We start from the raw sequence: 12,062 nt of genomic DNA on the forward strand, positions 1-12,062 counted from the left end.
CGGACGGCCCGTGGCACAATACCGCAAGCCGCCCGGATAAGGGAATATCCCGGATGCGTCAGCCGTAATGGGCCACCGGGGTGCCGGCGATGGCGGCCATGTTGAGCAATCCGCGTGCGGTGATCGACGGTGTCACGATATGTGCCCGATTGCCCATGCCCATCAGGATCGGCCCGACCTCGAGCCCGCCGGCCTTCATTTTCAGGATGTTGCGCACGCCCGAAGCGGTGTCGCCATTGGAAAAGAGAAGCACGTTGGCGGCGCCTTCCATGCGGTTGTCGGGCAGGAGCCGTTGGCGCAGGTCCGGGTCAAGCGCGGCGTCGAGGTTCATCTCGCCTTCGTAGCAGAAATTGCGCGGCTCGCGGTCGAGGATCTGAAGTGCCTCGCGCAGACGGTTGCCGGAATCGCTGCCCTGGTTGCCGAATTGCGACTGCGAGCAAAAGGCGACGCTGGGCTCGAGGCCGAAGCGCTTGACGTGGCGAGCCGCGCCGATGGCGGTTTCGGCCAGTTCCTCGGGCGTGGGGCGGATGCGCACATGGGTGTCGGCGATGAAAAGCGGGCCGTCCTCGAGAATCATCATCGACAGGGCGCCGTGCGGGTGATGTTCGGCGTCGCCCAGCACCTGTGAGACGTAATTCATGTGCCAGCGGTATTCGCCGAAGGTGCCGCAAATGAGCGAGTCCGCCTCTTCGCGGTATACCATGATCGCGCCGATGGCGGTGGTGTTGGTGCGCATGATCGCCTTGGCAAGGTCAGGCGTGACGCCGCGGCGTTTCATGATGTCGTGATAGGTGGCCCAGTAGTCGCGGTACCGGTGGTCACGCTCCGGGTTCACGATGCTGAAATCCTTGTCGGGGCGGATTTCCAGGCCGATGCGTTCGCAACGCGCGGCGATCACGTCAGGACGGCCAATAAGGATTGGCAGTTCGGTCGTTTCCTCGAGGATGGCCTGAGCGGCGCGCAATACGCGCTCGTCCTCGCCCTCGGCAAAGACGATCCGCCGGGCGGCCGTGGCCGCGGCCTCGAAGACCGGGCGCATCAGGAGGGCGGATTTGAAAACAGACGCCTGAAGGTTGGCCGAATAGGCGTTGAGATCCTCGATGGGCCGCGCGGCAACGCCCGATTCCATCGCCGCCTTGGCCACCGCGGTGGGCACGACGCTGGACAGACGCGGATCGAAAGGTTTCGGGATCAGGTAGTCGGGCCCGAAATTCATCTGCTCGCCTTGGTAGGCGGCGGCAGCCTCGGCTGACGTGGTGGCGCGGGCCAGCTCGGCAATGGCCTCGACGCAGGCGATCTGCATGGCGTCGTTGATGTCCGTGGCGCCCACGTCGAGCGCCCCGCGGAAGATGAACGGAAAGCAGAGCACGTTGTTGACCTGGTTGGGAAAGTCGCTTCGGCCCGTCGCGATGATCGCGTTGGGCGCAATCTTGCGCACTTCGTCGGGCATGATTTCCGGCATCGGGTTGGCCAGCGCGAGGATGATTGGGCTGTCGGACATCCGGGCGACATGCTCGGGTTTCAGCACGCCCGCGCCTGAAAGACCGAGGAAGAGGTCTGCGCCCTCGATCACGTCGTCGAGCGTGCGCAGATCGGTTTTCTGGGCGAAGGCGGCCTTTTGCGGGTTCATGTCTTCGGTGCGGCCTTCGTAGACCAGACCGTGAATGTCGCAGAGCCAGATGTTTTCGCGTTTCACGCCAAGCTTCAGCAGCAGGTTGAGGCAGGCGATGCCGGCGGCCCCGCCCCCGGTCGAGACGATCTTGATATCCTCGAAGGATTTGCCCGCCACGTGCAGCGCGTTGGTGGCGGCGGCGCCGACGACGATGGCGGTGCCGTGCTGGTCGTCGTGGAAGACGGGAATGTTCATGCGCTCGCGGCAGATCTTTTCCACGATGAAGCAGTCGGGCGCCTTGATATCCTCAAGGTTGATGGCGCCGAAGGACGGCTCCAGCGCGCAGACGATCTCGGCGAGGCGCTCGGGGTCCTGCTCGTCCAGTTCGAGATCGAAGCAGTCGATATTGGCAAATTTCTTGAACAGGACTGCCTTGCCCTCCATCACCGGCTTGGAAGCGAGGGCGCCGATGTTGCCAAGACCCAGCACGGCGGTGCCGTTGGTGACAACGGCCACCTGGTTGGCGCGGCTGGTATAGCGGCTGGCGTCGGTGGGATTGGCCTTGATTTCGAGACAGGCCTCGGCGACGCCGGGCGAATAGGCGCGGGCCAGGTCGCGCCCGTTGGCCAGCGGTTTCGTCGCACGAATCTCGAGTTTTCCGGGCTTGGGAAACTCGTGATAGGTCAATGCCGCCTGGCGAAGGCTTTCGTTCGCGTTGTCTGCCATGAGGTCCTCTGCAAGAATTAGTTTAAGGGTAAACTATATCCGATCGACCGGATGTTCCAGCCCTGTTGATGCCGGGCCACAGTTAGCTTGCATATCAGGGCGTGGCGACGCAATCTCAAATGAGCGAGGAGGCAGGCAGCATGCCGGGAGGCCGAATGAGTTTGCTGGACGAGGCGCAGCGTGTGCGGAAGAATGCCCATGCCCCGTATTCGGGCTTCAAGGTCGGGGCGGCACTGACGACGCGCACGTGCCGGGTGTTCGCCGGGTGCAACGTCGAGAACGTGGCCTATCCCGAAGGCACCTGCGCCGAGGCCGGGGCGATCGCCGCGATGGTCGCGGCCGGCGAAACAGAAATTGCCGAGATCGTGGTCGTCGCCGACAGCCCCGAGCCTGTGACACCTTGCGGCGGGTGTCGGCAAAAGCTGGCGGAGTTCGGCAGCGGCGAGATGCTCGTCACCATGGCAACGCTCGGCGGTGTCACCGTCACGCGGACGTTGAAGGAATTGCTGCCCGGTGCCTTTACAACACATCACATGGCGAATGGCTGACCCTTGGAGGCACGACAGGTCATAGCGGCGATACGCGACGGGGACGCGCTGTCCGGTGAGGCGATCACGAGTTTCGTGCAAGGTCTGACCGATGGCGGAGTGAGCGATGCGCAAGCCGGGGCCTTTGCCATGGCGGTTTTGCTGAAATCGCTTGCGCCCGAAAGCCGCCGTGCACTGACGCTGGCGATGCGAGACAGCGGGCAGATCTTGCGGTGGCGCACCGACCGCCCTGTCCTCGACAAGCACTCGACCGGTGGTATCGGGGATTGCATCAGCCTGGTGCTGGCGCCGGCGTTGGCGGCCTGTGGCGCGGCTGTGCCGATGATCTCGGGGCGCGGCCTGGGCCATACCGGGGGCACGCTGGACAAGCTGGAGGCCATTCCAGGCGTTTCGACCGAGTTGGAGACCGGGCGGTTGCAGAGGGTCGTCGAGGAAATCGGCGTCGTGATCGCTTCCGCTAGCGCCGAGATCGCCCCGGCGGATCGGCGGCTTTACGCGGTGCGGGACGTGTCGGGAACGGTGGAAAGCGTCGATCTAATCACTGCCTCGATCCTATCCAAGAAGCTTGCGGCGGGGCTGACAGGCCTGGTTCTGGACGTCAAGCAGGGCTCGGGCGCGTTCATGAAGGACATCGGCGCGGCGCGGGCGCTGGCCGAGTCACTGGTGGAGACGGCGAATGCGGCCGGATGCCGGTGCAGTGCGTTGATCACTGATATGAGCCAGCCATTGGCGCCGTCGGCGGGCAATGCCGTGGAAGTGGCCGAGGCGATGCGCGTCCTGTCCGGAACGATCGAGGGGCGGCTGGCGAAGCTGACCTGCTATCTGGGCGGCGCGGCGCTTTATCATGGCGGGCTTTGCGACAGCCCGGAAAGCGGCGCGCGCGAGGTGCTGAAAGTTTTGAAGAACGGGCAGGCGGCAGAAGTCTTTGGACGGATGCTGCGTGCGCTGGGCGGGCCGGTGCAGTTCGTCGATACGTGGCAGCGTTTCCTGCCCGAGGCGACGATCATCCGCGAGGTCCCGGCCGAAGCGCCGGGCTTTGTCGCCTCCATAAATGGCGAGGCTCTTGGCCATGCGGTGATCGCGTTGGGCGGCGGGCGGAAGCTTGAAACCGACCGGATCGACCCGGCGGTGGGTCTGTCCGACATCCTGCCCCTGGGCACGGAGGTGATCGCGGGACAGCCCTTGTTGCGCATCCACGCCAGCCGTGCGGCCCATGCCGATGCCGCCGAGGCCATCGTGCGCGACGCGATGGCCATCGGTCCGTCGGCCCCTGCCGAGAAACCCCTGGTGATCGAGCGTGTCGGTCCATGACCCGTGCGTTTCTGGTGGTGATGGACTCGGTGGGAATCGGCGGGGCGCCCGATGCCGACAGGTTTTTCAACGGGCCTGTTCCCGATACCGGCGCCAACACGCTTGCCCACATCGCGCAGGCGCGGGCTGGTGGGCTGAGATTGCCCAACCTTGACCGGATTGGGCTTGGGGCGGCGGTGACGCTGGCCTCGGGCGCGGTGGCGCCGGGGCTGGGCGCGACGCCCGAAGGATGCTGGGGTGCGGCACAGGAATTCTCGCCGGGTAAGGATACGCCGACGGGTCATTGGGAGCTGGCCGGGGTGCCGATGCCGTTTGCCTGGCACGTCTTTCCCCAGACGATACCGGCCTTTCCAGAGGCGCTGGTGGCGGCGGTCCAAGAGGCGGCAGGGGTCGATGGGATTCTCGGGAACTGCCACGCGTCGGGTACAGAGATCCTGAAGGCGCTGGGGGCTGAGCACATGCGTACGGGCTGGCCGATTTGTTATACGTCGACCGATAGCGTGTTCCAGGTCGCCGCGCACGAAGAGCGGTTCGGGCTGGACAGGTTGCTGGAGCTTTGCCGCACGATCGCACCGCGCTTGCACGAGATGGGCGTCGGGCGGGTGATCGCGCGGCCCTTCGTCGGGTCCGCCTCCGAGGGGTTCGAGCGCACGGGCAGGCGCAGGGATTACGCCATGGCCCCGCCTGCGCCGACCTTGTGCGACTGGGCCAGTGCCGAGGGGCGCGGGGTGCACGGGATCGGCAAAATCGGCGACATCTTTTCGATGCAGGGGATCGACGACGTTGTGACTGGCAGCGATGCGGCTCTGATGGAGGCGCTGGATGCGGCGGTGGCCAAGGCGGAAGAGGGCAGCCTGACATTCGCCAATTTCGTCGAGTTCGACAGCAAATACGGGCATCGGCGGGACGTGAAAGGCTACGCCGAGGCACTGGAGAGGTTCGATGCTGGCATCGGCCGGTGCCTGGCGTGCCTGCGGCCCGGAGATCTGATGATGATCACCGCCGACCATGGCAACGACCCCACCTGGCCCGGCACCGACCACACGCGCGAGCGGGTGCCGGTGCTGGCGGCCGGGGTCGGGCCGCATGAGGCGGGAATCGTGGATTTGGTCGATGTGGCCGCGAGCGTGGCCGCGCATCTTGGGCTGGCCGAGCGCGGACCGGGGCGGTCTTTCCTTCCCTGAGCTCTGCGTTGCCCTTCGCGGTTTTTTCTGGAAAGAACGCTCTAGCCATACCTGCCTTGCCGAACGGAGCCGAGATGAAAGAGCACCTGACCGTCGTGACCCACCCACTGGTGCAGCACAAGCTGACCCTCATGCGCGACAAGCATACCCCGACCGCCGTCTTTCGGCAGCTTCTGCGAGAGATCAGCCAATTGCTGGCCTACGAGGTTACGCATGAGCTGAAGATGACCACGCAGACCATCGAGACACCGTTGCAGGAGATGGACGCACCGGTTCTGGCGGGGCGCAAGCTGGCGTTGATCTCGATCCTGCGGGCGGGCAATGGGTTGCTTGACGGGATGCTGGAGCTGATCCCCTCCGCCCGGGTCGGGTTCGTCGGGCTGTACCGCGACGAGGAGACGCTGAAGCCGGTAAAGTATTACTTCAAGGTGCCTGAGCAGTTGGACAAACGGCTGACCATCCTCGTCGATCCGATGCTGGCCACCGGCAATTCCTCGGCGGCGGCGGTCGATATGGTGAAAGAGGCGGGCGCGACCGATATCCGGTTCCTGTGTTTGCTGGCCGCCCCCGAAGGCGTGGCCCGGATGAAGGAGGCGCACCCGGACGTGCCGATCGTGACGGCGGCGCTGGACGAGCGTCTGAATGACATCGGATACATTCTGCCTGGTCTAGGTGATGCGGGTGACCGGATGTTCGGCACTAAATAGGCTAAATGCTGTTTACTCAGCGAAAATAATAAGGCAATCTTTCCCCAACTGTCTTGGGGGCAAAATGAAACTGACGCGTGTTCTGGCGATAGCTGCAATCGCCACAACTGTCGTCCACGGCGGAGCCGTGGCGCAGAGTGATTCAGGGGCAAGAGTTCCGGCGGAGTTTCCACCGTCCAGTTACACCGGACGCCAATATGTCGACAGCCGGGGATGCGTGTTCATCCGCGCCGGGATCGACGGTCAGACAACCTGGGTGCCGCGTGTGACGCGGGGGCGCAAGGTGATCTGCGGGTTCAAGCCGTCACAGACACAGGGAACCGCCACCGCAGCTGCGCGGCCCGCCCCGGCGCAACCCGAGCCCGAGGTCATTACCGTACCGCAACAGCCCGCCGCGGCGCCGAAGCCGGCCCCGACGACCAGGCGCGTGGCCACTGCGCCGAAGAAAGTCGTACGCCCGGCACCGGCGTCGAAGCCCGCCGCGCCCAGCGCGGCTGCAACCTCGCCCAAGATCATCACGGTCTCGCCCAGAACGGCGGCCGCGCCGAAACCTGCGCCGAAGCCGGCCCCGAAAACCCGGCGCGTGGTGCAGAGCCAGCCCGCCTGTCCCGGCGCGAGCGCGATCTCGCAACGCTACGTCCAGAGCAGGCCCGGCCTTGCGGTGCGGTGCGGTCCGCAAACCACGCCGCATGCCAACGTGATTTCAGGCGGGTCCGGGACCGGTACTGCCATCCGCGTCGTCACAGCAACCCCGGCGCCGCAGACGCGGCCCGCGCCCACGTCGGTGGTACGGCCCGGGCAGGTGGTGACCCCAAGGGATGTGCCGTCGCCACCCGTGCGCGTGGCGCCGCGCCACGTCTACGAGCGGCAAGTCAGCAGTACGCGTAGCGTGTTCGTGCCCGAAGGCTATCAGCCTGTCTGGGAAGACGATCGTCTGAACCCGCAGCGCGCGCACCAGACCTTCGCCGGCAAGGCGATGATGGAGGTCGCCTGGACCAAGACCGTACCGCGCCGCCTGATCGACCGCCGCACTGGGCGTGAAGTGACGCATAACTATCCCGGGTTGCAGTATCCCTATACCAGTTTTGAACAGCAGCGGGCGGCGGGCGTGATTGTAGCGACGCGGGGCCAGATGGTGCCCGACCCGATCACCTTCGTGCGTGGCCGCGACGGGCAGGTCCGCACTGTCAAGCGGACCCGCAACGTCGCCAAGACCGCACCCCCCAGGGAGACCGTGAAACCAACCGTGTCGACACGGTCCTCGGCGCCCAAGGCGCCGGCCAAGGCGGCCAGCCACCGCTATGTGCAGGTCGGGATCTTCAGCGCGCCGGACCTGGCCCGCAGCGCGGCACAGCGGCTGGCCAATGCCGGGCTTCCCGCGCGGATGGGCAAGACGACGCACAAGGGGCAACCCTACACTTCGGTTGTCGTCGGCCCGTTCGGGACGCAATCACAGCTTCAATCGGGTATGCGGGCCGTGCGCCGCGCGGGTTATCCCAACGCCTATTTCCGTAAGTGACCCGGCAGATCTGCGGCCTCAGCCGCCGCAGATGCCTTGCAGCCGCAGCCAGTCCGCATCGCTGAGGATCGGCGGCGGCGCTTCGCTGGCGAAGGGGTCAGCCTCGATCAGCCCAAGCGTGGACTCGCCGGTCACATCCAGCGCGTAGGCGTAGGGCGTGGAGCGCACGGACCAGCTTTCGAAACCGTTCAGCAGCGTTTCGTCCGGAAGCGGCTCTTCGTCTTGCGTCAGCAGGTGACGGGCATAGTTCGACAAAACATCCTCGGACAACTCTCCAGTGGTCAGCAGGCGAATGCTGTCCCAGGTTCCGGCGTATTGCAGAAGGGCGTCGATCGGGTCGTGGACACTGGCGCGAAGGCGTTGTTCGATGACGAAGCCGGCCAGCACGTCGGGCTCTTCGAAATCTTCGACCAAGGCGCGGTCCAGCAGGATGGTCTTGCCGGGGAGGGCGACCGCGCCCTTCACGCCGTCGCGCATCACGTCGAGCGAGCCGGGGCTGTCCCCGGCCGGAAGCCGGCTGGCCAGTTCCGACAGGGCGCGGCGCCCGTCGGGGCCGTCACAGGCCGGTCCGGTAACCCGTTCAATATGGCGGCGCAGGGCCTGGCCGATCTCGTCACGTTTTACGTCTGGCAGGACCTTGGTGGCGTGATCGCGCAACGCCCCTGGCAGCCACAGGGTTGCCAGCGCGGCGACAGCGGCAAGGCTGCCCAGGAACATGACCAGCCGAAGCCGCCCCGGATGCGGGCGGGCCCGGTCGACGGCGGTGCGCAGCTTTTCGATGGCATCGATCACCTCGGATGCGTCGTCGCCCAGTTCTAGCACTTCGCCCGCGTCGCCGTCGGGATGATAGAGCGCCGGGCGCTTGCCCGGATTGGCCCGGGCGATGGCGGCAAGCGACCAATGGGTCAGCGGCTGTTCGCGCCGGTCGAGAATGGTGAGGGTGGCGTCACCAAGGGAGACGTAGACATCAACGCGCTGCGCGTCCGGGGACTCCCGCCACAGGCCGGATGCCTCCAGCCGTTCGTATTCGCTTAACGCCGTCATGTCGCGGGGGCCTGCTCTGCCTCGTTAGCGCGTTCGGGCCAGTGTATCACGACGAGCTGTGAACGGGCAATTGCCGATGACGCGGCACACAGCCGTTGCACGGGTTGTGGCTTTAGCCGTGGCCTCGGATTGAAGGCGAGATGCTCTATTTGAACGCCTTGCGCAATTCGAATTTCTGAATTTTGCCAGTGGACGTCTTGGGCAGTTCCTCGAACACGATCTTCTTGGGGCATTTGAACCCGGCCAGCCGCTCGCGGCAGAAGGCGATCAGGTCTTGTTCGGTCACTGTTGCTGTTTCCTTGACCTCGACGAAAGCGCAGGGCACCTCGCCCCATTTCTCGTCCGGCATGGCCACCACGGCGCACAAGAGCACGGCGGGGTGCATCATCAGCGCGCCTTCGATCTCGACCGAGCTGATGTTCTCGCCCCCCGAGATGATGATGTCCTTGGCGCGGTCGGCGATCTTGAGATAGCCGTCCTCGTGCTGGTAGGCGATGTCGCCGGAGTGGAAATACCCACCGCGGAAGGCCTCCTCGGTGGCCTTGGGGTTCTTGAGGTAGCCTTTCATCACGGCATTGCCCTTGATCATGACCTCGCCCTGCGTTTCGCCGTCCATCGGGACCTGTTCCATGGTCTCGGGGTCGAGGGCGGTGATATCCTCCATGAAGGGCATGAGGATGCCGGTGCGGGCCTTGATCGCATAGCGCTCCTCTTCGGGCAGATCGTCCCAGCGATCGTGCCACATGCATTCGGTGACGTGGCCGTAAGTTTCGGTCAGGCCGTAGACCTGCGTTACGTCGAACCCCAGCGGCTCGATCGCGCGCAGGGTCGCGGCGGGCGGCGGGGCGCCCGCGGTGAAGACATTGACCGCGTGGTCGAACTTGCGCCGTTCTTCGTCTTTGGCGTTGACGATCATGTTCAGCACGATGGGCGCCGCGCCGAAATGTGTGACACCCTCGTCAGCGATGGCGTTGTAGATATTGGCCGCGGTGATGTCCCGGCAGCACACGACCGTGCCGCCGACCATCGGCATCATCCAGGTGTGGTTCCAGTTGTTGCAGTGAAACAGCGGCACGATGGTCAAGTAGCATGCGTGGCGCGGCATCGGCCAGGTGACCGCGCTGCCCGTGGTCAGCAGGTAGGCGCCGCGATGGCTGTAGACCACCCCCTTGGGACGCCCGGTTGTGCCGGAGGTGTAGTTGAGCGCAAGGCTTTCCCATTCGTCCTCGGGCATGATCCACTTGAAGGCCGGATCGCCGGTGGCGAGGAAATCATCGTAGAGCATGTAGTCGCCGTAAGCCTTTACACCGGCTTGGTCATCCGGGACCTCGATCAGGGTGGGGGCAGGGCCCTCCATCATCTCGATCGCTGCGGCACAGGCGGGCAGAAACTGCGGGTCGACCAGAACGACCTTGGCCTCGCCGTGGTCGAGGATATAGGCGACGGTGTCAGGTTCCAGACGGGTATTGATCGTGTTCAGCACGGCACCGCAGGCTGGCACGCCGAAATGCGCCTCGGCATGGGCGGGGATGTTGGGCAGGAGCGTGGCCACAACGTCACCGGGGACGATGCCCAGCTTCTGAAGGGCGGAGGCAAGGCGGGTCGCGCGTTCGAAATACTCGGCATAGGTCTTGCGAAACGTGCCATAGACAACCGCGTCATGGTCGGGAAACACGTGGGCCGCGCGCCGCAGGTGCGACAGTGGCGTCAGCGGGACGTAATTCGCGGCGGTTCTTTCGAGACCGGTTTCATCCTTCATCCAACCCATGCCAGACGTCCTTTCGTGAAAGCGTATGTCCTGATCGGCAGGAGGTATCGCGTATTTCGAGGCCGAACGCAAAGCTGTTTCGCACTTGCGGCAATCTTTCCAAGCCCCGCGCGTTGGCCTAGCGTTCCTCGATGATAATCTCGCCCGGACGCAATTATATCTTCGTGCATATCCCCAAGACAGGCGGCACGTCCCTGGCGCTGGCGCTGGAAGGACGCGCGATGCGGGACGACATCCTGATTGGGGACACGCCGAAAGCGAAAAAGCGGCGGGGGCGGATCAAGGATGTGCAAAGCGCCGGCCGGTTGTGGAAACATTCCACGCTGGCCGATATCGACGGGCTGGTCTCAACCGGCTTCGTGGCGCAGGCCTTGTGCTTCACCTTGGTGCGCAACCCGTGGGACAGGATCGTCAGCTACTATCACTGGTTGCGGATCCAGGCCTTCGATCATCCGGCCGTCGCCAGGGCCAAGACCGCCGATTTCACCGGGTTTCTCAATGCGACGGACATGCAGGACGCAATCCGCGCCTGGTACTATGCCCGCTACATGCGCAGGGCGGATGGGCAGGATCAGGCCGGGCTTTTCATCCGGCTGGAGCATTTCGAGGAGGAGGCCGGGCCGCTATGGGATCATCTGGGATTCCGCCTTGACCTGCCGCATGAGAAGCGGTCGGCCCGCGTGCAGGACTATCGCAGCTACTACAACGAGGCTGACGCTGATGTGGTGTCGCGCCTGTGTGCGGTCGATATCGAAAGGTTCGGCTACCAATTTTGAACGGCTTTCGTTTCAAGTCTTAGGCTTGTTTTCTGAAGAGCTCCCGACTGGTCACGTTGCTGAAACAATGCCCAAATAGTGACACTTTTCCGACCAAGGAGCGTCCCGAGAATCACGGCACATGGATCTTGTCTGCTGACGCCGTCTGCCAACGGCACAAGAGGGGAAAAGACCAATGTTCGGATGGAAGTCCACGCTTGGGAAGCGCGATATTTTCGAGAACGCGAACGCAACGGCAGTCAAATCGGGGCTGATTTCGGGCACGAAAGTGGCAACCGGCATGGGCTGGCGCCCGGTCGAGGCGATTGCGGCGGGCGACAAGGTGCTGACCTTCGACGGCGGACTTCAGACGATCACGAAAGTAAGTCGCGTTGGCCTGTGGAGTGGGCAGGATCATTGCCCGCGCCAGTTCTGGCCGCTGGAGGTGCCCGCCGGTGCGCTGGGCAACCGCGAGGTGATGCGCGTGTTGCCGGGCCAGAATATCATGGTGGAAAGTGATGCCGCCGAGGACCTCTACGGCGATCCCTTCACCTTGATGCCCGCCGAGGCGATCGAGGGGCTTTACGGTGTCGCCCGCACGCCGCCAGAGTGCGATGTCGAAGTCGTGGTCCTGCATTTCGCCGCCGACCAGGTGGTGTTCGCGGAAAACGGGGCGTTGTTTTTCTGCCCCGCATTCGCCGACATGGTCGATGCGGCCTTCGCCGAAGAGGCCCGCCCGTTCTACTCGGTCCTGTCGATGGACGAGGCGCGGTTCCTGGCCGTGCAGATCAAAGAAGAGATTGGCACCGCTTGCTCCAATTCCTCCCAGGACATTTGGGCTGCGGCTGTTCCGGCATAGCGGCTTGCGGCTTTTCGCACCGGAACGAA

At 64.6% G+C, this 12,062-nt stretch carries 10 protein-coding genes; 7 read left to right on the top strand and 3 right to left on the bottom strand.

Annotated features, from left to right (window positions below):
• Nucleotides 1–58 precede the first annotated feature (58 nt).
• A complete protein-coding gene (locus PVV74_RS12760; protein ID WP_274593452.1) occupies nt 59–2,338 on the bottom strand; it encodes an NADP-dependent malic enzyme in 2,280 nt (759 codons plus the stop codon).
• Nucleotides 2,339–2,478: 140 nt separating this feature from the next.
• Here PVV74_RS12760 and PVV74_RS12765 point away from each other — a divergent pair, with 140 nt between their 5' ends.
• The 5 genes from PVV74_RS12765 (at nt 2,479) to PVV74_RS12785 (ending at nt 7,607) form a co-directional block, all read left to right on the top strand.
• Nucleotides 2,479–2,886 carry a cytidine deaminase gene (locus tag PVV74_RS12765; RefSeq protein ID WP_274593453.1) on the top strand — a complete coding sequence of 136 codons (408 nt, stop codon included), beginning with the start codon at nt 2,479–2,481 and terminating at the stop codon, nt 2,884–2,886.
• Nucleotides 2,887–2,889: 3 nt separating this feature from the next.
• Nucleotides 2,890–4,197, top strand: coding sequence for a thymidine phosphorylase (locus PVV74_RS12770; protein ID WP_274593454.1), 1,308 nt, complete (start codon nt 2,890–2,892; stop codon nt 4,195–4,197).
• Complete coding sequence (locus PVV74_RS12775; protein ID WP_274593455.1) at nt 4,194–5,381, top strand: phosphopentomutase; 1,188 nt, start codon at nt 4,194–4,196, stop codon at nt 5,379–5,381. The genes PVV74_RS12770 and PVV74_RS12775 overlap by 4 nt, the downstream gene beginning before the upstream one ends.
• Before the next feature lie 74 nt (nt 5,382–5,455).
• Nucleotides 5,456–6,088 (top strand): uracil phosphoribosyltransferase, encoded by a 633-nt coding sequence (upp, locus tag PVV74_RS12780; RefSeq protein ID WP_103764857.1) that lies wholly within the window; start codon nt 5,456–5,458, stop codon nt 6,086–6,088.
• 64 nt (nt 6,089–6,152) lie between these two features.
• Nucleotides 6,153–7,607 (top strand): SPOR domain-containing protein, encoded by a 1,455-nt coding sequence (locus PVV74_RS12785; RefSeq protein ID WP_274593456.1) that lies wholly within the window; start codon nt 6,153–6,155, stop codon nt 7,605–7,607.
• Between the two features lie 18 nt (nt 7,608–7,625).
• On the opposite strand, the gene PVV74_RS12790 is transcribed toward PVV74_RS12785, so the two are convergent.
• Entirely contained in the window at nt 7,626–8,651 is a 1,026-nt protein-coding gene (locus tag PVV74_RS12790; RefSeq protein WP_103764859.1) for a hypothetical protein, read from the bottom strand.
• Between the two features lie 145 nt (nt 8,652–8,796).
• Nucleotides 8,797–10,419, bottom strand: a complete 1,623-nt coding sequence (locus PVV74_RS12795; RefSeq protein WP_274593457.1) for a long-chain-fatty-acid--CoA ligase — start codon at nt 10,417–10,419, stop codon at nt 8,797–8,799.
• 131 nt (nt 10,420–10,550) lie between these two features.
• Between PVV74_RS12795 and PVV74_RS12800 the strand changes: the two genes are divergently transcribed.
• Both PVV74_RS12800 and PVV74_RS12805 read left to right on the top strand, forming a co-directional pair.
• Complete coding sequence (locus PVV74_RS12800; RefSeq protein WP_274593458.1) at nt 10,551–11,195, top strand: sulfotransferase family 2 domain-containing protein; 645 nt, start codon at nt 10,551–10,553, stop codon at nt 11,193–11,195.
• 175 nt (nt 11,196–11,370) lie between these two features.
• Nucleotides 11,371–12,033, top strand: a complete 663-nt coding sequence (locus tag PVV74_RS12805) for a Hint domain-containing protein (RefSeq protein WP_274593459.1) — start codon at nt 11,371–11,373, stop codon at nt 12,031–12,033.
• Nucleotides 12,034–12,062: the final 29 nt, after the last annotated feature.

Origin of the sequence: Roseovarius sp. SK2 (assembly GCF_028807495.1) — a bacterium.
Classification (GTDB): domain Bacteria; phylum Pseudomonadota; class Alphaproteobacteria; order Rhodobacterales; family Rhodobacteraceae; genus Roseovarius; species Roseovarius confluentis.

Bases quoted from the DNA above. Each gene is read 5' to 3' on its own strand.
- PVV74_RS12760 (WP_274593452.1), bottom strand. From the start codon at position 2,338: ATGGCAGACAACGCGAACGAAAGCCTTCGCCAGGCGGCATTGACCTAT.
- PVV74_RS12765 (WP_274593453.1), top strand. From the start codon at position 2,479: ATGCCGGGAGGCCGAATGAGTTTGCTGGACGAGGCGCAGCGTGTGCGG.
- PVV74_RS12775 (WP_274593455.1), top strand. From the start codon at position 4,194: ATGACCCGTGCGTTTCTGGTGGTGATGGACTCGGTGGGAATCGGCGGG.
- upp (WP_103764857.1), top strand. From the start codon at position 5,456: ATGAAAGAGCACCTGACCGTCGTGACCCACCCACTGGTGCAGCACAAG.
- PVV74_RS12785 (WP_274593456.1), top strand. From the start codon at position 6,153: ATGAAACTGACGCGTGTTCTGGCGATAGCTGCAATCGCCACAACTGTC.
- PVV74_RS12790 (WP_103764859.1), bottom strand. From the start codon at position 8,651: ATGACGGCGTTAAGCGAATACGAACGGCTGGAGGCATCCGGCCTGTGG.
- PVV74_RS12795 (WP_274593457.1), bottom strand. From the start codon at position 10,419: ATGGGTTGGATGAAGGATGAAACCGGTCTCGAAAGAACCGCCGCGAAT.
- PVV74_RS12800 (WP_274593458.1), top strand. From the start codon at position 10,551: ATGATAATCTCGCCCGGACGCAATTATATCTTCGTGCATATCCCCAAG.
- PVV74_RS12805 (WP_274593459.1), top strand. From the start codon at position 11,371: ATGTTCGGATGGAAGTCCACGCTTGGGAAGCGCGATATTTTCGAGAAC.